Source organism: Floridaenema flaviceps BLCC-F50, from assembly GCF_041929275.2.
GTDB lineage: Bacteria > Cyanobacteriota > Cyanobacteriia > Cyanobacteriales > Aerosakkonemataceae > Floridanema > Floridanema flaviceps.
Genome location: NZ_JBHFNR020000001.1, coordinates 107,089 through 126,776, shown reverse-complemented (window position 1 = coordinate 126,776; position 19,688 = coordinate 107,089). Strand labels below are relative to the sequence as shown.

General features: G+C 39.7%; 21 protein-coding genes. 6 read left to right on the top strand and 15 right to left on the bottom strand.

The features are described 5' to 3' along the window. Positions 1–17 precede the first annotated feature (17 nt). Positions 18–602 (top strand): RdgB/HAM1 family non-canonical purine NTP pyrophosphatase, encoded by a 585-nt coding sequence (gene rdgB, locus ACE1CI_RS00560; protein ID WP_413262381.1) that lies wholly within the window; start codon positions 18–20, stop codon positions 600–602. A 50-nt stretch (positions 603–652) separates the two neighbouring features. On the opposite strand, the gene ACE1CI_RS00555 is transcribed toward rdgB, so the two are convergent. The 7 genes from ACE1CI_RS00555 to ACE1CI_RS00525 all read right to left on the bottom strand — a co-directional run bounded on the left by ACE1CI_RS00555 (position 653) and on the right by ACE1CI_RS00525 (position 7,723). Then, positions 653–991 carry a P-II family nitrogen regulator gene (locus ACE1CI_RS00555; RefSeq protein ID WP_413262371.1) on the bottom strand — a complete coding sequence of 113 codons (339 nt, stop codon included), beginning with the start codon at positions 989–991 and terminating at the stop codon, positions 653–655. A gap of 558 nt (positions 992–1,549) precedes the next feature. After that, positions 1,550–2,722: an RNA-guided endonuclease TnpB family protein gene (locus ACE1CI_RS00550; protein WP_496615171.1), complete on the bottom strand. Its 1,173-nt coding sequence runs from the start codon at positions 2,720–2,722 to the stop codon at positions 1,550–1,552. A gap of 395 nt (positions 2,723–3,117) precedes the next feature. Continuing rightward, the gene (locus ACE1CI_RS00545) at positions 3,118–3,921 is read right to left on the bottom strand and encodes a DUF3153 domain-containing protein (protein ID WP_413264951.1); all 804 of its coding nucleotides are present in this window, start codon (positions 3,919–3,921) and stop codon (positions 3,118–3,120) included. Positions 3,922–3,951: 30 nt separating this feature from the next. Continuing rightward, a complete protein-coding gene (locus ACE1CI_RS00540; RefSeq protein WP_413264950.1) occupies positions 3,952–4,476 on the bottom strand; it encodes a hypothetical protein in 525 nt (174 codons plus the stop codon). A 171-nt stretch (positions 4,477–4,647) separates the two neighbouring features. Further along, the gene (gene argB / locus ACE1CI_RS00535) at positions 4,648–5,556 is read right to left on the bottom strand and encodes an acetylglutamate kinase (protein WP_413264949.1); all 909 of its coding nucleotides are present in this window, start codon (positions 5,554–5,556) and stop codon (positions 4,648–4,650) included. A 95-nt stretch (positions 5,557–5,651) separates the two neighbouring features. After that, on the bottom strand, positions 5,652–6,218 hold the full coding sequence (locus ACE1CI_RS00530) for a shikimate kinase (protein WP_413264948.1): 567 nt from the start codon (positions 6,216–6,218) through the stop codon (positions 5,652–5,654). 11 nt (positions 6,219–6,229) lie between these two features. Then, complete coding sequence (locus tag ACE1CI_RS00525) at positions 6,230–7,723, bottom strand: NB-ARC domain-containing protein (RefSeq protein WP_413264947.1); 1,494 nt, start codon at positions 7,721–7,723, stop codon at positions 6,230–6,232. A gap of 351 nt (positions 7,724–8,074) precedes the next feature. Between ACE1CI_RS00525 and ACE1CI_RS00520 the strand changes: the two genes are divergently transcribed. Beyond that, positions 8,075–8,266: a hypothetical protein gene (locus ACE1CI_RS00520; protein ID WP_413264946.1), complete on the top strand. Its 192-nt coding sequence runs from the start codon at positions 8,075–8,077 to the stop codon at positions 8,264–8,266. Positions 8,267–8,550: 284 nt separating this feature from the next. Here the strand turns inward: ACE1CI_RS00520 and ACE1CI_RS00515 are convergent, their stop codons facing one another. Continuing rightward, positions 8,551–9,156: a class I SAM-dependent methyltransferase gene (locus ACE1CI_RS00515; RefSeq protein ID WP_413264945.1), complete on the bottom strand. Its 606-nt coding sequence runs from the start codon at positions 9,154–9,156 to the stop codon at positions 8,551–8,553. A gap of 14 nt (positions 9,157–9,170) precedes the next feature. Then, the gene (locus ACE1CI_RS00510) at positions 9,171–10,337 is read right to left on the bottom strand and encodes a pyridoxal phosphate-dependent aminotransferase (protein ID WP_413264944.1); all 1,167 of its coding nucleotides are present in this window, start codon (positions 10,335–10,337) and stop codon (positions 9,171–9,173) included. A gap of 185 nt (positions 10,338–10,522) precedes the next feature. Between ACE1CI_RS00510 and ACE1CI_RS00505 the strand changes: the two genes are divergently transcribed. Then, positions 10,523–10,810: a YkvA family protein gene (locus tag ACE1CI_RS00505; RefSeq protein WP_413264943.1), complete on the top strand. Its 288-nt coding sequence runs from the start codon at positions 10,523–10,525 to the stop codon at positions 10,808–10,810. 105 nt (positions 10,811–10,915) lie between these two features. Further along, entirely contained in the window at positions 10,916–11,341 is a 426-nt protein-coding gene (locus tag ACE1CI_RS00500) for a DUF4112 domain-containing protein (RefSeq protein ID WP_413264942.1), read from the top strand. Positions 11,342–11,418: 77 nt separating this feature from the next. Here the strand turns inward: ACE1CI_RS00500 and ACE1CI_RS00495 are convergent, their stop codons facing one another. Then, complete coding sequence (locus tag ACE1CI_RS00495; protein ID WP_413264941.1) at positions 11,419–11,628, bottom strand: hypothetical protein; 210 nt, start codon at positions 11,626–11,628, stop codon at positions 11,419–11,421. A 229-nt stretch (positions 11,629–11,857) separates the two neighbouring features. Between ACE1CI_RS00495 and ACE1CI_RS00490 the strand changes: the two genes are divergently transcribed. Beyond that, positions 11,858–12,322 carry an ABA4-like family protein gene (locus ACE1CI_RS00490; protein ID WP_413264940.1) on the top strand — a complete coding sequence of 155 codons (465 nt, stop codon included), beginning with the start codon at positions 11,858–11,860 and terminating at the stop codon, positions 12,320–12,322. Between the two features lie 197 nt (positions 12,323–12,519). Here the strand turns inward: ACE1CI_RS00490 and purU are convergent, their stop codons facing one another. The 4 genes from purU to ACE1CI_RS00470 form a co-directional block, all read right to left on the bottom strand. Further along, the gene (purU, locus tag ACE1CI_RS00485; protein WP_413264939.1) at positions 12,520–13,374 is read right to left on the bottom strand and encodes a formyltetrahydrofolate deformylase; all 855 of its coding nucleotides are present in this window, start codon (positions 13,372–13,374) and stop codon (positions 12,520–12,522) included. A gap of 83 nt (positions 13,375–13,457) precedes the next feature. Next, the gene (locus ACE1CI_RS00480; protein WP_413264938.1) at positions 13,458–14,210 is read right to left on the bottom strand and encodes a LapA family protein; all 753 of its coding nucleotides are present in this window, start codon (positions 14,208–14,210) and stop codon (positions 13,458–13,460) included. 36 nt (positions 14,211–14,246) lie between these two features. Beyond that, the gene (locus ACE1CI_RS00475; RefSeq protein WP_413264937.1) at positions 14,247–14,939 is read right to left on the bottom strand and encodes a flavin prenyltransferase UbiX; all 693 of its coding nucleotides are present in this window, start codon (positions 14,937–14,939) and stop codon (positions 14,247–14,249) included. Positions 14,940–15,047: 108 nt separating this feature from the next. Next, positions 15,048–17,390, bottom strand: coding sequence for a ribonuclease R family protein (locus tag ACE1CI_RS00470; protein ID WP_413264936.1), 2,343 nt, complete (start codon positions 17,388–17,390; stop codon positions 15,048–15,050). A gap of 675 nt (positions 17,391–18,065) precedes the next feature. On the opposite strand from ACE1CI_RS00470, the gene ACE1CI_RS00465 reads away from it, so the two are divergent. Then, positions 18,066–18,911, top strand: a complete 846-nt coding sequence (locus ACE1CI_RS00465) for a slr1353 family protein (protein ID WP_413264935.1) — start codon at positions 18,066–18,068, stop codon at positions 18,909–18,911. A 66-nt stretch (positions 18,912–18,977) separates the two neighbouring features. On the opposite strand, the gene clpP is transcribed toward ACE1CI_RS00465, so the two are convergent. After that, positions 18,978–19,616, bottom strand: coding sequence for an ATP-dependent Clp endopeptidase proteolytic subunit ClpP (gene clpP / locus ACE1CI_RS00460; protein ID WP_413264954.1), 639 nt, complete (start codon positions 19,614–19,616; stop codon positions 18,978–18,980). Positions 19,617–19,688 lie beyond the last annotated feature (72 nt).

Sequence of the window (19,688 nt, the reverse complement as noted above, 5' to 3'; positions counted from 1 at the left end):
CTAATGACAAACAACCAATGAAAAAAATATTAGTAGTTGCTACAAGTAATCCCGGTAAGTTGTTAGAAATCCAAGATTACTTAACAGATTTAGATTTAGAATTGCAACTTAAACCGGACGAATTAGAAATTGAAGAAACAGGCGAAACTTTTAGCGAAAATGCTTGTCTGAAAGCATCTCAAGTGGCAGCAGCAATGGGACAATGGGCGATCGCAGATGATTCCGGTTTAGAAGTAGAAGCTTTAGAAGGAGCACCGGGAATTTATTCGGCGCGTTATGGTCATAGCGATCGCAATCGGATAGAAAGATTACTGTTTGAATTGGGTAACGAATTGAATCGAGAAGCGAGGTTTGTTTGTGCAATTGCGATCGCACGTCCTGATGGTTCGATCGCTTTACAAACCGAGGGAATTTGTCCTGGAGAAATATTGCATTCTCCGCGAGGTAATAATGGTTTTGGTTACGATCCCGTTTTCTATGTTCCAGAACAACAAATGACCTTTGCAGAAATGACTCCCGAATTAAAAAAATCTGTGAGTCATCGCGGAAAAGCATTTCAAGTCTTATTACCCAAATTACAAAAATTAGATTTTGGATTCTAAATAGGTAAGTCATCCCAAATCTAAAATCCAAAATCTAAAATCTAAAATTATTAGATTGCTTCTGTATTCTTTTCGCCTGTACGAATCCGAATTACTTGTTCCACAGGCGAGATGAAAATTTTGCCATCGCCAATTTCTCCGGTTCTAGCAGAGGCGATGATTTTTTCCACTACTAAGTCAACTTGATCGTCTTCAATCACAACCTCTACTTTTAGTTTTTGGAGAAATTCCACAGTATATTCAGAACCGCGATAGCGTTCAGTTTGTCCCTTCTGGCGACCAAAACCACGCACCTCGGAAACTGTCATCCCGACAATACCTGCATTAACTAAGGCTATCTTGACTTCATCAAGTTTGAATGGTCTAATAATCGCTTCAATTTTTTTCAATTTCTTAACTCCTCAAAATCTGTTTCATGCGTCTTTTAGTAGACATTACCAGCACAAAAGAAGCAAGGGGGTTGATGTAGGAACTGTCTATACAGAAGTCGCTAAGGAAATAGAAATGTCCATGAAACCGTCCCTACTTGGGGAAAGCTGGTTTGAAAATAATCTTGTATTTTAAGTCGTCCACTGCTATTTGTGACATCTTTTACTTCGGCTAATCCTACCGTCTAATATCATTTCTCCTTAAGTTGGCTACAGATGATTGACGCGGCGACGCGGCGAAACTCCAGACGCGGAGATTGATTTGCAGCATTTTAGAGAATTGATATGAGACATTCCTGCTCCTTATGCTGGCACAAGTCACCGTTTGAGATTACCATATCTGGCGTTATCTTTCATGCTTTTTAAGCACGGAGAGCCGCAAAAGTAAACAATTCATGACAGAAAACAAATTTTGGCTACACAACCTCAAAGGTTAAAGGGAAAGATTTTACCCTTCCGCTCCGAAAAACTTACTCAAACTTACTTTGGTCACAGAACGAAGCTGGAAACAAAGTTTATTCAATGTTTTCTTCTTGCATCCGACGAATCCTTAACAGTTGAACCATTAAGTTTACTTAACTCTCCACAAGCAATCCCCGTTGAGCTCACGGTTCTTTGAAATTCAATTAAGGGATGCCAATTTTCTAAATTAATACTGGCATTTAAATCTCTATCTAACTCTATTCCACAATTGCCACACTGAAAAGTTCTTTTTGAGAGTGGCATTTTTTGACGGTGATGACAACAGCTACAAATTTGCGAGCTTGGGTAAAACCTATCAACTTTAATTACTTTTGAACCATACCAACTAGCTTTATATTCCAGCTGCCTTTTGAATTCATAAAATCCGCAATCAGCAATCGCACTTGCTAAACGATGGTTTTTGAGCATACCGGAGATATTTAAATCTTCGATAACTATTTCGCTGTGGTTCTTGGCTAACCAAGTCGTTAATTTATGCAGCGCGTCTTGTCTGATGTTGGCAATCTTTCTGTGTAAGAGAGCTACTTTTAGGTTAGCTTTAGCTCGGTTTTTTGAACCGAGTTGCTTACGACACAAAGACCGTTGCAGGTGCGCTAACTTTCTTTTCAGCTTTCGATAAGCTTTCCGGTTAGGAAAAACTGTCCCATCGGAACAAGTAGCCAGAGCATTAATTCCTACGTCAACTCCGATCCGCTTTCTCGTATGGCGAGTTGGCGATCTCTCTAACTCGTATTTAAAACTGATATACCAATCATTTGCCTTTTTTGAAATTGTGACATTTTTTGGTTGAACTGTTGGGAGGATTTCATAACATTTAACCCAGCCAAATAAAGGGATTTTGATCTGATTGCCTGAAATCCTAATATTTCCTTCTAGGTAGAAACTATCTTTGACGTTTTTCTTTTTAAATTTAGGTAGACGAGTTCCTGGTACTTTAAAACAACGTTTAAACGCTGCATCTAAATATCTTAACGCTTGTTGAGGAGCGCATTTGGAAACTTCATAATACCAAGGATTGACTGATTTAACTTCTGCAACTAATCGCTTATGTAAGTCTATAGCAGTTGGTCGCTTTTCTTTGGCCTCTTTTGCTTTCAGACAAACATTTAAACCCCAGTTCCAAGCATGACGAGAAACACCAGCGTGTTTGGCAGCTAATGTTTTTTGCTGGTTATTTAGGTTGAGCTTTGTCTTAAAACCTTGAAGCATTTCAGCAATTACTCAATATTTATTTGGGTTATTTTAACATATTTAATCCCGACATTTAAATAATTTAAATAATAATTTGATTCTCAGTTTGAGCTATTTAAAAAGCTAATGAATTAATCGTTTGTTTGTACCGCTCTGTTAGTTTCCTGTTTAGATTAAACTTGCTCATTTGTCGGTTATAGCTGAGTGAATGAGCAAGTTTAAGAAAATTTAGACAAGAATTGAGGAGCAGTCAATACCCCTCTGACTTCTATCCAAATCCCATCATCTGTGTCCATCTGTGACTTCGGCGAACGCTCAGTCGAGCCGTTCATCTGTGTTTCATCTGTGGTTAATAAATAATCTATAAATGAAACCGCAGATAACAACAAGAATTATTCACAGGTTTTAATAAGTTAAGTTTGCCTGATTTGGCGTGGTTGAGATTTGGCGGGATTAGTTAATATTTGATATTTCACAAATCTGCCGATTAGCACCAACAAAACAATTAAAAAAGCCCCGATTCCCAAGGGACTAGGAAGCCAAAAAATTGCTTCTAAATGATTAACTTTTCCTGGTTGTAATTCCCAAGTTAACTCTTTTCCTTCGGCTTGGATTTGGGGAATTAGGTCGTTTTCGCCTTTAATAATAGTTCGTGCAACTGCGGGAGTATTCAGGTGGAATTCTAACTGTAGTAAGGAACCTGTGTCAATTACAATGTTACCATTGGCAGAGGTTAGGGAAAGCGATCGCAAATCCAAATCATAAATCAAATGGTTGCGTATCCCAAACAAAAAATTACCTTGCTCTAACTTCAAGTCAGATTTAAACGCTGGCAAATCTGCATCTTGATTAGCTACATTTTGAGATTTTTGCTCCTCAACGGGATTGAAAAATTTGTTATACTTTTCCTCTAATTCCTTGCCATTATAAAAAGGAATCGTCACAATTAATTCTTGGTCAGAAACCTTTTTTACTTTTCCTTCTAAATTTTTGGCGCGAGTTTCGATACTATTTAACCACTCGTCCACTGTTTCATTGCTGAAACTTTTTAGCCGTTCTCCTAACTTAATCTTTTGGACAATTTCACCTTGATGAGCGCCAGAAAAATTAACTCCCACATCATACTGCACGCAGCCAGTCAGGAAAGTTAAAATACACAAAATCAACGGCAAAATTCCCAGAAGCTTATTTTTTCTCTTTAGTTTTTGATCCTTCACTTTTTCCCTATTCCTTTTGAAGATAAAACTTTAAAATCCCCACCAAACTAGGCTACCCAATATTAACAGAACGCCAATCAAAGCTACCCAAATAAAGCGATTATCTTTTGTATTTACCTGACTTAAGTCTACAGGTTCCGCACCAGAAAGAGAACGAGAGGGAGATTTTCCTCCAGTCGTAGCTTTACCTAAACGAGTTTTAGTTTCATTATCAGCGATCGCACCCAGGTCGGGAATTTGGGTCAGCCATTCCGGGCGACGATTCAGTTGGGGAGCCTCTAAAATATAGAGTAAGCGACGACTTTGTTGACGAATTTCGTAACTGGGATGACGGTCTAATTGTTTGCACAGAGCGATCGCTTCTTTCCTTTGATCGGCTGCTTCATAAGCAGTAACTAACCAAATTTGCACCTCGCCACCAAAGCGGGTATTGCGATCGACCAAAGCACTAGCCTTTTCCAAACATTGTACCGACTGGCGATATTGACCACGTTCAAACGCCGCCTTACCAGCAAGGTATTGTTCCTTAATAATCTCTACAGTTTCTTCACTCATAACTTAACTTTTTGTCAACATTTAAATATCCCCCAACCTGAAAAAAGTATACCTTTTCCAGTTTCCTGCTCATCAGCATTTCGGGGGAGAAAAAACCCGGTTGGGAGCATTAACCGCGCTCATCTAAACATAATATTTTGCCTGGAAACCGGGTTTTTTGGCTAACTCCTATTACTTACTTCGGTTATTCATAAACTCAGAAGCAACAATCATAGAACCAATTCCCGCATCAGAGAGAATTTCTAACAAGAGAGCATGGGGAACCCGACCATCTACAATGTGAGTAGCGCGAACACCTTGAGCCAAACTCCGCACACAACAATTCACTTTAGGAATCATTCCCCCACCAACTACACCAGAAGTAATCAAAGACCTTGCTTCTTGAATATCCATTTTGGCAATCAAGGTAGAAGGGTCTTTGTAATCTCTTAAAATTCCCGGAGTATCTGTTAGTAAGATTAACTTTTCTGCGCCTAAAGCCGCTGCTAATTCTCCCGCTACAGTATCAGCATTGATATTGTAAGCTTGTCCAGTTTCATCAGCAGCGACACTGGAAACTACCGGAATATATCCACTTTTGAGTAAGGAATCTAAGATGTTAATATTCACTGCACTAACTTCTCCCACAAAGCCAATTCCTTCTTGACCTTCAGGACGTGCTTTGATTAAATTACCATCTTTGCCACACAAACCAATTGCTAAACCGCCAGCTTGATTAATTAAAGTGACAATTTCTTTATTTACCTTACCCACCAAAACCATTTCCACAACTTCCATTGTGGGTGCATCTGTAACTCGCAGACCATTTTTAAATTGTGGTTCTATTCCTAGTTTATCTAACCAAGAATTAATTTCTGGCCCTCCTCCATGCACCACGACTAAACGCAAGCCGACACAGGATAAAAAGACAATATCGCGCATTACTTTATCTTTGAGCGAACTGTCTTTCATGGCTGCGCCACCGTATTTAATGACTACAGTGCGTCCAGCAAATTGTTGAATATAAGGTAATGCTTCGCTGAGTACTCGCACGCGAGTCGCGTCATCATGAGTTTGAGTGTAATCGAGTTCTTTAACCATGAGCTTGTTTTGTCATCCTAAAAGGTTTTAGATGCAGTTTAGTTGAGTTTGTACTGCCAAAAATATGTCAATTGCGACAGTTTCTAGTTTTTTCATCAATTAAAATAGGAGGGCGGAATGGCTGGTGGTTTTAAGACCGAGGGAATTGCTTCTAAGATCCGTTTTGTTACTTGTTCGGGTGTTTCTTGGGGTTGGACTGTAATACGTAAGTCGGCTTGATTATAAAGTGACTGTCTTTGTTCTAGAAGAGTTTGCAGCTTTTTCTTAAGGTCAGCATCCTTTAACAGGGGTCGGGTCTTGTCCTCTGTCAGGCGCTCTATCAGTAATTCTACTGACACATCTAACCAGACGATCAAGCCATGCCGCAAATAACTCCAGTTTTTTTGTCGCAGCACTATACCCCCACCTGTGGAAATTACGGTTCTTTTGTAGGTGGAGAGTTCTGCTAAAACTTGAGTTTCCCATTCCCGGAAGGTTTCTTCACCAACGGTTGTAAAAATTTCGTTAATGGTTTGACCTTTGGCTAACTGTTCGATTAAACTGTCGGTGTCAAAAAAACGGCTGTAACCTAGTTCCTTGGCTAGTAAGTGTCCTACAGTGGTTTTCCCAGCACCCATCATGCCAATTAAAAAAATACTTATGTCTTTGAGAATATTGTTCACTCGTTGAGATTCTAAGCTTCAGTTACTTTAGGACTGCTACTTAGTTTACCTGGATTTGGGTTGGGAATGACCTCTGTCTTTTGGCTATTTTGTTTGCTCAGTTGTTGATTGAGATATTCTTTAAATATGGGGAGCAGTTTGAAAGTAGTACTATGTTTGTAGATTAGCGATCGCCTAACCAAGGATTCTAGCGTTTCCCATAACTCCCCTTTAGTCATTCCTGGTGGCAGATCTTCTTCTGCCGTTTGTGTTAACAGTAAAATATCTTGTTTAACGGCTAACCAGTACAATACTTGCTTTTCAGCTTCGGAAATCCGCCTTAACTGTTCTTCTATCAACTCTCGCACTCCTCCAAACACCAAAAGATTGTGCTTTAAAAACTGAGAAACATTACCATCAAACAATTCCAAAATTGTGGTTAAGACAATTTTTAACGCCAAAGGATTACCTGCATAGCGGTTAACTAATAAGCGCCATTCATATTCAGAACAAGTTACTCCTTTAGCTTTAATTATTTCTTGGCAATCTACTTCAGTTAATCCTTTTAATTGTAGCGATCGCACAGGTAAATTTACGCCTTCAATAGCCGTTACTTCTTTCAGCTTTTCTCGACTAGTTAACACCAAGCAACTTTGATGCAATACTTCGCCAAGGCGCTGAAAAAATTCTCGATAATCTTCGTATTCCGGGCGAAAATTTCCTGTGTAAGTATGGGGTTGCAACAAGGTATCAACGTTGTCTAATACTAACAAACAACGGGATTTACGGAAAAACTCTAATAATTGGTTAGTTCTCTGGTGAATAGTTGCTGCTAAAATGAATTCACTGTCTTGCTCTTGGGCTAAGAATTGCAGCAAATTGGCTAAAAGTTCTGCTAGTGGTGGTGTGTGATGTAGCGATCGCCAAATCAAATACTTAAAATTATCTTGTACCTGTGCTGCTAATTTTACCGATAAAGTGGTTTTACCAATTCCACCCATACCTAGCAGCGACACTAAGCGACAACGATCTCTAATAATCCAATTTTCTAATTGAACTAATTCTTTCTCTCTTCCATAAAAGATACTGACATCAACTGCTTCTCCCCAATCAAAACTTTGTCTAATTTCAGAGTGATGACTTTTCTCAATAAAGGTTGGCGCAACTTGCTGTGGTAAACTTGAAGTTAATTTATAACCAGCTTCTTCTAGAAGTTTCGTTACCCGACTCCAATGGTTAATTTTTATCTGTTGGTTAGTCTGGGAATATAACATTACTTCAATGTATTTATACAAACCATTGGAAAGGTAAACTCTTACTGAACTACTACTAGAAGTTTTATAAATAATATCTGCTATCTCTCCAGGACTATAACCACAAAGTAACCCGCGAAGAATTTTCTTTTCCACAGGTGTTAGCCCTTTGTTTTTAGCTGAAGCAAGATCTACATATAATTTCTCTAGCTTCCAATGATTGGCTGCTTCTATGAATTCCCCTGATTGCACTTGTTTTAATGTAAATAACATTATTAAGCAGACTAACGTTTATTTAACATCTGTTAATCTTTAGCGTTTTTTATCATTCCAATTATAAACATTAACATAATTACTAACAACCGTATAGTAACGGATTCACTAAACATGACTTAACATTAACTTCATGAAAAGCTCATGAAAAATTCATGATTTCCATGTAAAGCAATCGGCAAAACTAAGTAATATATAGTCTGTAGCTAGCTCAGCTAATGAGCTTAGTGTTACGCCCAGTACTGTAGGCTTTACGCTAATTTAACTCTTGTTTTCCCCGTGATGACTTGTTGTAGTTCAGTGTTTTTACCGCATTTATTTTGAATCAATAATTTGTATGGGTGATTGATCATGTACCTGATTCGTGAAGTAGTTCAACAAGCTCTCAAAACTGGTTATCTTAGTGTGGCAGCAGAAAATCAGCTGCGTCATTTGTTAAAAAATAAGTATGATTCCGAAGACCTTGATGCTTTCATGAAACTGCAATTTGCGGCTATGTCTGGTCAAGTCAAGCAAGAGTCTCGCGAGTTAATCTGTTCTTAGGTTTGTACTATTGTGGGATGGCTGTGTGAGATAGCGTAAAGTTAAGTAACTTAATAGTTGTAGCCTAAGCCGAGAAAGTAAACTAACAAAGATTGACGAGTTTTCAAAGCTGTTTTAATTGTTTGATATAGCAGTTTAATCGGTGAAGTTATCACCCAAAAATGGCAATTACAGCTTGAGAAAACTCGATCGCCCTTCCCCAGTCAAATCTCAACCTAAATCATCAATTAAGTTGCCCATAAATTCATAATTCGCTATCTAGCAAAGCCCGATCGCATTAATCCTCAAGATTTTCGCATAACACTAAATAAAGCTAAAGGATGAGGATCTAAATTACCGAAATAAACAGTTTCCTCAAGAGAAACTATTTGTAATTTACTACTAAAAATTTCCCCGATCTCCTCTGGTGTAAATCTATATGGCCCACCTTCCCTAGTTTCTAAATAACAAAAGCATTTTAAGAGCAGATAACCTTGGGGTTTCAGCAAACTATACACCACGTTAAGGTAATTTTCTCTACTGTCTGGCGGTAAGACGTGGAAACAACCGCGATCGATAATTAAATCAAACTCTCCTTGGAGTTTACTATTAAGAATATCATCCTGTTGCCAGTTAATATTTAATCCTCTTCCTTGCACTTTAGCAGCGGCTTTCTGAATAGCTGTCTCTGAAAGATCGGTAGCAGTAACTTGAAAACCCCTTTCTGCTAAAATTATTGCTTGCGTACCGGGGCCAGTGCCAATATCTAACGCATTTCCTGTAGTAACATTTAACTTAGTTAAAGTTTTTTCTATGTCTGGGTCTAAATTAGGATTAAACCAAGGCATAGACTCAACCTCTTGTTCTTGATATAATTCTTCCCAATTGGGTAGCGATCGTTCTTGAGTCATAATTCCTCCTAAATTTAAGCCAAAATATTTTGTAAACCTTTCACTAATCTACTAATACCTGCTTGCGCTGTTTCTGCTTGCAATGCGCCATAAGCAACACGCAGATAACAACCATCATCTATGCCAAAAGTTGTCCCTGGAATTACTGCTACCTTATATTCACGAATCAGAGTTTCTACTAATTCCATTGCAGCCATATCAGTTTGCACTTTTAGCAGGAAATAAAACGCGCCATCAGCTTGGGGAACTATACAAAATTCTGAAATAGCTTGCAATTCCTTAAGCACAATTTCGCGCACTTCGGTAATTGCTTTCAGTTTTTCCTGACAGTAATTAACTCCCGCTTGCAATGCGCCTAAAGCAGCGTATTGAGAAATCACTGGCGCACAAATTAATATAGTATCTTGAATCTTTCTTATTGGCACTAATAAATGCTGGGGAATTACCATATACCCAATGCGCCAAGAAGCAAAACCATAAGCTTTAGAAAGAGAAAACAGGGAAATTGTATAGTCGCTACTTTGGGGAATTGCTGCCGGAGAAAAGTGCTTGACTCCATTGTAAGTAAAATATTCGTAAGCTTCGTCGCTAATATGATAAATTCCCCTTTGGCGACAAATTTCGTTAACTGCTTGTAGGGTTTCTTGTGGATAAACAGCGCCAGTGGGGTTATTGGGAGAAATTGTGACTACTGCTTTAGTTTTATCAGTAATTGCTGAAGAAATCGCATCGGGAAGCAACTGATAATTTTCATCAGTTCTGACTAATACCGCACGACAGCTAGCCATTGCGATCGCCATTTCATGATTAAAATAATAAGGCGTTTGCAAAATAATTTCATCCCCCGGATTAGCAATTGCCAAAATCGCATTCATAAACCCCATATTGCTACCCGCAGTCACCACAATACAATTATTCCGATCGATTTGAATTTGATTTTCTGCTGACAATTTAGCAGCAATTGCCTCTACCAAAGGACTAATACCTTCGACAGCTTGGTATTTATGATTTTGCGGTTGGGCTAAAAATAGAGAAATTTGTTCTGCCGCCTCCGGTGGTGGGGCATAAAATACCACACCTTGCCCCAAAGAAATAGTTCCCGGAGAACTGCGAATTAACTCACCAACCACAGGAATAATTGGTGACTGCACAGCTTGCATTCTTTCAATTTCGCTTTTCATTAATAGGTGACAAGGTTAGTTGATTAATAATTTTATATCCATTCGGTAAACCCTTCAATAGTATTCGGTTTTCCGGGATGGGATTTATACTACCAAATTAACGGGAATTTTCACTCGTAAATCTTTTGCCGATTAGAGAAGATGATCTTGTTAACTCAAAGGGCAAAGCAAGTAAAAAACTAGCCATGAAAAAGACTATCGTAGAAAACGTATATAACTGGTATCGTCAAACTATTCGCAATTCTAAATATCGCTGGTTAATAGTTCTGGGTACATTGTTATATTTAGTTGGCCCTGTGGATATTTCTCCTGATGTATTCCCCATAGTTGGTTGGATTGATGACACTGTAGTTGCCACCTTGTTAGTATCAGAAGTTTCGCAAATGTTACTAGAAGCGCGGAAAAATAACAAAGAAAAACAGTCGAATTCCGCTCCTAATACTGTAGATGTGGAAGCAGTTTCCAGTAACTAAGTAGCAACATTAATTTATCTTTGCCAGTGATACCCCCTAAGATGGAAAAACTCGATCTTACTGGGGGTAGAAGATTAATTAAGGCGATCGCATCAAAATCAAAACATGAACACCACTAACACTGTCAAACGTATTGCTACCCTTAACCGCATTCGCAAATTCACCTACTTAATGGATAGCGCTTTTCGCGTCCCCATTATTGGTTTTCGTTTTGGATTAGACCCCATTATTGGTTTAGTTCCAGGTGCCGGAGATTTAGTCAGTACCGCCTTTTCTGCTTATTTAATTTATTTAGCTGCTCGCTTCCACCTTCCCCCACAAATCTTGAGAAAAATGATCTTTAATGTAGCATTAGAAGCGGCAGTAGGTACTGTACCCTTAGTAGGTGACTTATTCGATGCTGTATATAAATCTAATATTCGCAACTTAGCACTTTTGGAGCAACATTTGGGAATTGACGATCCCGAAACAACAGAGCAAATTAACTTAGTAATTACTCAACCAAAAGAGCCAAATTTAACAATTAAATAATCCTTTAAATAGAGGTGAAATTAATCCCAAATTTGGGCTTATTCACCTCTTTTTTTGTTATAAAAATTATCCTGACCCTATTTCCCAATAGCCATTAAAACTACCAATAGGGCAAGATTTAAAAACCAGGGCGCACTGACTACAAACCAAACAAAACTGACTAGAAGAATGACCACAGCGCAAGCACAAACAATCTCCTTAGTCGGGGGTTCTGCTTTCGAGTGGGAATAAGCCCAAAAAGCAGCAATTCCTAAAGTTAAGGAAATCACTAAATTCATTACAGACATAACAATCATTCCTTTGCCAGTCTCCTTTGGGATGTGACAAAACATTAAAATCAGCTTCCGGCTGATTTATTGGTTTTTGACCTCTTGGTTAATCAACTAAGAACTAAAACTAGCTTTACCTATCTTAAAACAATTGGCATCCTGCGTCCGGGTCATTTTTCAGGATGCAATTTCCTGGGAATCCAGGTAAGATAATTAAGAATTGTTAAACCTAGTTTTTTCTATTTTAATGCTGACTCAACTTTTTAGCCTCTCTAACCTGTTTGTTTTACCCTTTTGGGCACTGATGATTCTCTTACCGAACTGGAGTATTACCAGGCGAGTAATGGAATCTTACATCCCGTTTGTAGTGTTAGCTGGACTGTATTTGTACTTACTCACAGGTACAATTACTTCAGAATCGGCTCAAGCATTAGCGAATCCTCAATTAGCAGATATTGCCCGCTTTTTTGGCGACCAAAAAGCAGCTGCAACTGGATGGACTCACTTTTTAGTGATGGATTTGTTTGTGGGTAGGTGGATTTATTGGGAAGGACAAAAGACAGGCATTTTCACCACTCATTCTATTTTACTTTGTTTATTTGCTGGCCCTTTAGGATTACTTTCTCACATTTTTACTACTTGGATAAAACAGGCATTTTTCTCTCCCAAGGAGGATGTTTCTGTTTCTAATTCTCCCACATCACAAGCATAAGAGTAATCATCTTTAAGGTGCGTTACGCTGTGGCTAACGCACCCTACAAATAGGGATGGTGCGTTACGCTGTGGCTAACGCACCCTACAAATAGTGGGATGGTGCGTTACGCTGTGGCTAACGCACCCTACAAATAGTGGGATGGTGCGTTACGCTGTGGCTAACGCACCCTACAAAAGCACCCGGAAAAGTAATTTTTATTCAAAAACTACGGTTCTATTGCCGTAAACTAATACACGGTTTTGTAAATGAGCGCGAACTGCTCTGGCTAAAACCACTCTTTCTAAATCTTTACCTTTGCGAATTAAATCATTAATATCATCTCGGTGACTAACTTTTACTACATCTTGTTCAATAATTGGCCCTGCATCTAAATCTGTGGTGACATAATGACCAGTTGCACCGATAATTTTTACGCCTCTTTGGTAAGCTTGATGATATGGATTTGCGCCGACAAAGGCGGGTAAAAATGAGTGATGGATATTAATAATTTTAGGAAATTTACTGACAAAATCCTGGCTGAGGATTTGCATATATTTGGCTAGAACGACTAAATCTATTTGATATTTTTGCAATAGTTCTAATTGTTTGGCTTCGGCCTCAGCTTTGTTATCTTTATTAATGGGAATATGATGATAATCAATATCAAATTGCTCGGCTATTTCTTGTAAGTCAGGGTGATTACTAATAATTAAAGGGATTTCGGCGGGAAATTCTTTCGCTTTATATCGCCAAATTAAATCATATAAACAATGGTCTTGCCGACTTACCCAAATGGCAATTTTGGGAACTGTATCAGAGAAATGCAACTGCCAGCTAGATTGTAGAGGTGCGGCGATCGCATTAAACGCTGGCCCAATTATTTCTCTGGGCAAATTGAATCCTTCTAATTGCCATTCAATCCGCGTTAAAAATAGCCCTGCTGCAAAATCCGTATGCTGATCGGCATGAATAATATTGCCACCATTGGAGTAGATAAAATTAGCAAATTTAGCTACCAATCCCTTTTGATCGGGGCAAGAAATCAGCAAGGTTGCAGTAGGGCTATTCATAAGCTATTTAGTAATTCCAAATCAAAAAACATTGCTCAAAATATACAATTCAAATTGCGACCCCTAAATAATTTTTTAGCTTATTATCGGGATCGGGGATTTTTATCTTTGTCATCAAAATCCCAATCATCGTCATCAACAAAACCCCAATCATCATCATTATTGTTCTGCTGATTAGATGGTGAAGGTTCAGGGGTATTATCTTCTTTCTCTTCCTCGGTTTCTATGGAGCGATAAGGTGGAGTAATTACCCGATATTCTGCATCATAAACGGATTCTGTTTTGCCTACTGCGGAATCGCTGGGGTTTCTGTAACCATAAGAATAAACTGAACCCGATCGATAACTACTAGTTGGTTCTTGTTTGGCTTCGTAATTGCGATCGCTCACATCACCCGCAACACTAGAACCCGAACTCCCATAATTATCACCTTCTTCCTCATCCTCTTCTTCCCACTGTTCATCACTATCAGAAACATTTGATGAAGCGCCAGCAGCACTCGCAGAACTACTACTTGCTGCCGAATAAGAATAACTTTGAGATGTAGAGGAAGCAGATTCTCGACTTTGCCCTTGATAACTACGTTTTTCTGCTTCTAACTGGCGAATTCGCGATCGTAATTTAGCATTTCCCCAAGAATTAATTAATTGTAACAACCAAGCCACAATTAAAGCTGTCAATATTCCAGCTACAACCGCTGCTAATATCCAAAATCCCAAAGGTAACGCTTGGGTTGTCATCCCCAAAAACCTTAACCTCACAGACTTAGTATTCTGAAGGGCAAACACTGTCAACCCTCCGAGAGCCATTAGTAGTAGTACGATGCGAACAGCCATGTTTTAAGTTTTGAGTTTTGAGTTTTGAGTTTTAAGTTAAAGTTTTTCCTTGCTCCCCTGCTCCCCTGCTCCCCTGCTCCCCTGCTCCCCTGCTCCCCTGCTCCCCTGCTCCCCTGCTCCCCTGCTCCCCTGCCAACGCTCCAAAGGAACACAATCAATATCTAATTGATCTAGGGCACGGGCTACTACAAAATCTACTAAATCTTCAATGGTTTGGGGATTGTGATACCAAGCGGGAATAGCTGGAACAATTCTGGCTCCTGCTTCGGCTAAACTGGTTAGGTTCCGCAGGTGAATTAAGCTAAAAGGAGTTTCACGGGGGACTAATACCAGTTTACGACCTTCTTTGAGTTGGACATCGGCGGCTCGTTCCAAAAGGTCGGAACTTAAACCCGCTGCTAACTTTGCTGCTGTACTCATGCTACAGGGGATGATGAGCATTCCCAGCGTGCGGTAAGAACCGCTGGCAATATTTGCGCCGACATCGCCCCAAGGGTGACAACATAATTTTCCCTGAGTTAATACTCCTGCTTGTTCGCGCCAAAATTGTTCTTGCTGTACTGGTTCGCCAGGGAGTCGGATGTTTTGTTCTGCCTGCCAAACCATGTAGGTAGATTTTGAAGCTACTAGTTCGACGCTCAAATCAGCTTCTAGCAAAAATTTTAAAGCCCGGACAGCATAAATTAAGCCCGATGCCCCAGTAATTCCCAAGATTAAAGGTTTAGTCATTAGTCATTTGTTATTAGTCATTTGTTTTTTGTTCTTTGTTATTTGTCATTAGTCATTAGTCATTTGTTAACCTGTTGACTAATGACCAATGACGAATGACAAATAACATTATTCATCATCAAAATTGGGAAATGGATATTCATCTCGCTCGTCATCGTCAAAAGCACTTTCACTGCCCACAGTTACTAAATCTATCTGTTGACGGTAATAGTCTACGCTTTTTACTTGCACTTCTACGCGATCGCCTAATCGATATTGCTTGCGATTTTTGCGTCCCACGAGTGCTTCTTGACGAGATCGATACTCATACCAATCATCTTTTAATGATGATACATGAACCAAACCTTCTGGATAAAAAGGCGTACCATTACCCACTGATACTTCCATTTCTACAAAGAAACCGTAGGATTGAACGCCTGTAATTACGCCTTGGAAAATTTCTCCTGTGCGTTCTTTCATCAGTTCAGCTTTTTTCAATCCTGCCAAATCTGTTTCCGCTTCTTGGACTTCTTTTTCTCGTTCATTTAGCGGGACAATTAATGATGCTAATTGTTCTTCTAATTCTTCTTGGACATTGGGTGGCAAGACGTTCCAATTAATTTCTCCGTGACAAGAACTATGATGCAAATCTACCTTTTCTTTAACGCGAGTACTTCTGCGATCGCGTCCTTCGTCAAATACTAACATGAGTATTCTTTGCACCATTAAATCTGCATAACGTCTAGCTGGGGAAACAAAATGAGTATAGCCCCCAGACAAAGCCAAACTAAAATGATAACCAGAATTAGTGCTGTAAACAGATGGCCTTAAAGTTGATTGCAACAACGAGTTTAAAACCTTTTGAGCCTTTGATTGAGAAAAATCCTCAATATATTTTTGGAAATCAAAAGGTGTGACAGTATCCTCATTTTCTAGTTGCAAATCTATTTCCAAATTACTTGCCAACTTATGCAATTCTACCGCATCATCTGGATCGGGTGCTGGTTGTACTCGGTAAAGACTTGGCACACCCAAAGCTAGTAAATGACTGCCTACCATTTGATTGACTAAAATCATTAATTCCCTGACCATTGACCCAGCGGGGTGATTTGGTAGAGCGATCGCAGCCTCAGCTATTCCTTCATCATTAAATTGGCTACCTTCATAAGGCAAATTTAATTCAAAGCTACCCCTTTCCAATCGTCTTTCTTTAATGCTTTGACTCAAAACAAAGAGTTGGTCGAGAGTAGCAAAAACCGGGGATAATTCTTCTATGTCAGCTTGCTGCAAATCTAAATTTGTATGATGACGTAAGAGAATATCCTGTGCCTGAGATTCGGTTAAGTGAAAGTCTACTTGAATGGCACTTCTTTGAATCTCAAATTCCACTACTTCACCGTTACTGGATAAAGATAGTAACACCGAAATAGCTAAATGATCTTGTCCTGGTAATAAGGAACAATGAGCCAGCAAAGTTTCAGGCAACATCGGCAATACTTTATCACCTAATTGGGTCGATCTGCCACGTTTTTTTGCTTCTCGATCTAGGGGAGAATCAGCTGGTACATAATTAGCAACATCAGCGATGTGAATCCCCACTCGCCATAAATCACCCTCAATTTTTTCTAAGGTAAAAGCTTGTTCTACCAGCAAAGTTTTCTCGTCAATATAACCGCCAGCTGCCGGAGCTATGGTTAAAGTAATTAAATGACGTAAATCAAGGCGACTTTTTAATATTGTTTTGCTAAGTTTGTGGGAAAATTTTTCCAGGGATGAGAGTACCGTCGCGGGAAATTTCCGGGGTAGGTCATGTTTACAGCATACGATATCAATATCGGCGGCTGCTTCTGCATCACTACCAAGAACTTGAGCAACTCTACCAAGGGGAGGGTAAGATGCTAAAGGATAGCGAACAATTTCTGCGTGGACGAGATGATCGATCGCCGCACTTAAATCATCACCATTGGTTACTAAATCAAGTTCAAACAATAAGCGATCGTCTAAAGGAACAGCTTTGTAAATTACTTTTCCTGTATTATCCATGCTTTGTTTTATCCTAGCTAAAACGCTAGGATTGGCACGTTCTAAAATTAGTTTGACTTCCCCTTCGGGACTGCGCCTGCGATTGCCCTCTTTAGTAATTTTTACCAAAACGCGATCGCCATTCCAAGCCGTACTCAGATGACTTTCCCGCACGTAAATATCAGCTGCGCCTTCGACATTTTGAATCGCAAAACAAAAGCCTTTGCTAGAACAGCGGAGTTTTGCTTCTACTATTCCCGCCTCAAAAACCCGCCGATACTTGCCTCGTTCTTTGACTAAAATGCCAACTTTTTCTAAGGCATCCAAGGCAATTTGTAGTCTACGTAAACTAGGTTCATCAGTACAACCCAGTTTTTTCTCCAACACTTTGGCAGCTACCAATTTTTCATCGGGAAAATTAGAAAGTAATGTAGCGATTGAAAATTCCATGTAGCGACTAGTCCTTAGCGTCTCAATTTATTTGTGTTTTCTTTTCGCCATCGCTCCACGCTTCATCAATTTTAGATTTTAAATTGCCGATTTTAGATGATTTACAATTACTCAGTCAAATCGAAAATCAGATAATTTCTCAATCCAAAATTGTTAAACACTCAACCCCAGCCCTACGAGAATTGCGCTAAACTTAGGCCATCTCCTTGCCAGATACAAAGGAAGGGTAGATGCAGTACATACTGATAGTGATGATGATGTCATTTAATGGGAAAAGTGAGAAAAACTGTTCCCAAATTTGACCCCAAGATGTTTTACTCATATATGTGATCTCACCAAGGGCATCCACTCTGTATGTTCGATCGCGTTGCTGGTGCGCCCGATATCCATGCTTTGAGCCACCTTTACGCTGTTACACGCGAGTTTTTTCCGGTGATAAATCGCCTTTAGACCCAGTGCAGAGCCTTGAATCTGCTTCTGGGAAAGCGTTCGCGTCAGCGTGCCGTAGGCATATCGCGATAGTAGCGTGTTAGCGGTAAAGCACGGTGGGTGCTTCAACAATTAAGCGTTCCGGTTTGATAGCGTGCGGATAAACAATCCTTTCACTATTGTAGGTTTAGAGCGGTCGTGAAGAAAATAGCTATGCTTAATGTTTAAAGCAGGATAATAATAACTATGTTTGCACAATTTCGGGTTCGTTATCCCACAGGCAGTCTGATTTCAGAATTGTTAACAATTTATAACGGCAAATTCGTCGTTCGCGCCTTAGTTCAAATTGATGGTGTCACAAAAGCAACTGGGATGGCAATTGCTGACACTATTGAATTAGCCGAAGACCAAGCGAGAATTCGAGCGCTGGAACTCATGGGTATTCATTTATCTTGGGGACAGGAAACCAGCGCGAGCACAATTTCTCCTGAATATTCCCAACCTGCTGTCTTTTCTTCCGAAAAACGGGAAACTCCCCATATAGAACCAGCGACTACAGATCCTACTTGGTCAAATCATGCCAATTTAGACTCATCTGTTTCGGAAAGAACCACTTTTTCCACCGGTAAAGTAACAACTGGTGCCGCAAAATCTCATCTGGAAGTTACACCAGATACAGCAGAAAAATCCGATTCCCCATTCTCAGATCTCCCAGTAAATCGCTTTTTGGAAACACCCAAGTTAACTCCGATCAATTCTTTTGCAGATGAAGACGAACCACCTGTTAGCTTTAGTAAAGTAACACCCATTACTTCCCGTCGTCACGATCCGGAAATGGCGATCGCACCACCAAGAGAATTCGAGACTGAGTTTAGCGATCGATCTAGCGACACTATTGAAGACACCAGTCCCGACGACTTTTCTGATTTAATTGCTCGTACCAACGTCCAAATTAAACGCTTAGGTTGGACGAAAAAACAAGGAAGCGATCATCTATTTCGTACCTACGGCAAAAAAACTCGTAACGACCTCAAAAAAGAAGAGTTGGAAGACTTCCTAGAATACCTAGAAGCACAACCCAACCCCACTTAATTTATGTACGTAGTTGCGCTTTAGCGCTATAGTTTAGCGCTAAAGCGCAACAACTTACCTGTTTAATTAGACAGCTACAGGTTTGCTACCAGCAGCAGTGCGATCGATTACTTGGTCAATTAAGCCGTAATCTAGAGCTTCTTGTGCTGACATAAAGAAGTCTCTTTCTGTGTCAATTTCAATACGCTCTAAAGGTTGACCTGTATGTTCGGCTAACATTTCATTCAAACGACGTTTGTGGTATAAAATTTCCTTCGCCTGAATTTCAATATCCGTTGCTTGACCTTGTGCGCCACCCAAAGGTTGGTGAATCATAATCCGAGAATTAGGTAAACTCATCCGTTTCCCTTTAGTACCAGCACTCAGCAAAAATGCGCCCATACTGGCAGCCAATCCAGTACAAATAGTGTAGACTTCTGGACGGATTTGCTTGATGGTATCGTAAATACCCATGCCTGCCGTTACCGAACCACCCGGAGAATTAATATATATATAGACAGGTTTTTCCGGGTCGTCGGAGTCTAAATAAAGCAACTGAGCCACAATCAGGTTAGCCAAGTCTGAGTCAATTTGTTTACCTAAGAAGATGATTCTCTCCCGCAAGAGTCGGGAGTAAATATCAAAGGCGCGTTCACCGCGACCAGACTGTTCAATAACGGTAGGAATCATCTGAGCCTGCTTTTTTGTTAATTTTCTTAATTTGATTTTATCGGTTTGTCGGGTCACGCGCTCTGTGTGGATAACCGAAAGCGGGATTTGGGACTAGGGATTAGGGAC

Excerpts from the sequence above, each read along its gene's own strand:
- rdgB (WP_413262381.1), top strand. The coding sequence starts at position 18 with ATGAAAAAAATATTAGTAGTTGCTACAAGTAATCCCGGTAAGTTGTTA.
- ACE1CI_RS00550 (WP_496615171.1), bottom strand. The coding sequence starts at position 2,722 with ATGCTTCAAGGTTTTAAGACAAAGCTCAACCTAAATAACCAGCAAAAA.
- ACE1CI_RS00540 (WP_413264950.1), bottom strand. The coding sequence starts at position 4,476 with ATGAGTGAAGAAACTGTAGAGATTATTAAGGAACAATACCTTGCTGGT.
- argB (WP_413264949.1), bottom strand. The coding sequence starts at position 5,556 with ATGGTTAAAGAACTCGATTACACTCAAACTCATGATGACGCGACTCGC.
- ACE1CI_RS00525 (WP_413264947.1), bottom strand. The coding sequence starts at position 7,723 with ATGTTATTTACATTAAAACAAGTGCAATCAGGGGAATTCATAGAAGCA.
- ACE1CI_RS00520 (WP_413264946.1), top strand. The coding sequence starts at position 8,075 with ATGTACCTGATTCGTGAAGTAGTTCAACAAGCTCTCAAAACTGGTTAT.
- ACE1CI_RS00515 (WP_413264945.1), bottom strand. The coding sequence starts at position 9,156 with ATGACTCAAGAACGATCGCTACCCAATTGGGAAGAATTATATCAAGAA.
- ACE1CI_RS00510 (WP_413264944.1), bottom strand. The coding sequence starts at position 10,337 with ATGAAAAGCGAAATTGAAAGAATGCAAGCTGTGCAGTCACCAATTATT.
- ACE1CI_RS00505 (WP_413264943.1), top strand. The coding sequence starts at position 10,523 with ATGAAAAAGACTATCGTAGAAAACGTATATAACTGGTATCGTCAAACT.
- ACE1CI_RS00500 (WP_413264942.1), top strand. The coding sequence starts at position 10,916 with ATGAACACCACTAACACTGTCAAACGTATTGCTACCCTTAACCGCATT.
- ACE1CI_RS00495 (WP_413264941.1), bottom strand. The coding sequence starts at position 11,628 with ATGTCTGTAATGAATTTAGTGATTTCCTTAACTTTAGGAATTGCTGCT.
- ACE1CI_RS00490 (WP_413264940.1), top strand. The coding sequence starts at position 11,858 with ATGCTGACTCAACTTTTTAGCCTCTCTAACCTGTTTGTTTTACCCTTT.
- purU (WP_413264939.1), bottom strand. The coding sequence starts at position 13,374 with ATGAATAGCCCTACTGCAACCTTGCTGATTTCTTGCCCCGATCAAAAG.
- ACE1CI_RS00480 (WP_413264938.1), bottom strand. The coding sequence starts at position 14,210 with ATGGCTGTTCGCATCGTACTACTACTAATGGCTCTCGGAGGGTTGACA.
- ACE1CI_RS00475 (WP_413264937.1), bottom strand. The coding sequence starts at position 14,939 with ATGACTAAACCTTTAATCTTGGGAATTACTGGGGCATCGGGCTTAATT.
- ACE1CI_RS00470 (WP_413264936.1), bottom strand. The coding sequence starts at position 17,390 with ATGGAATTTTCAATCGCTACATTACTTTCTAATTTTCCCGATGAAAAA.
- ACE1CI_RS00465 (WP_413264935.1), top strand. The coding sequence starts at position 18,066 with ATGTTTGCACAATTTCGGGTTCGTTATCCCACAGGCAGTCTGATTTCA.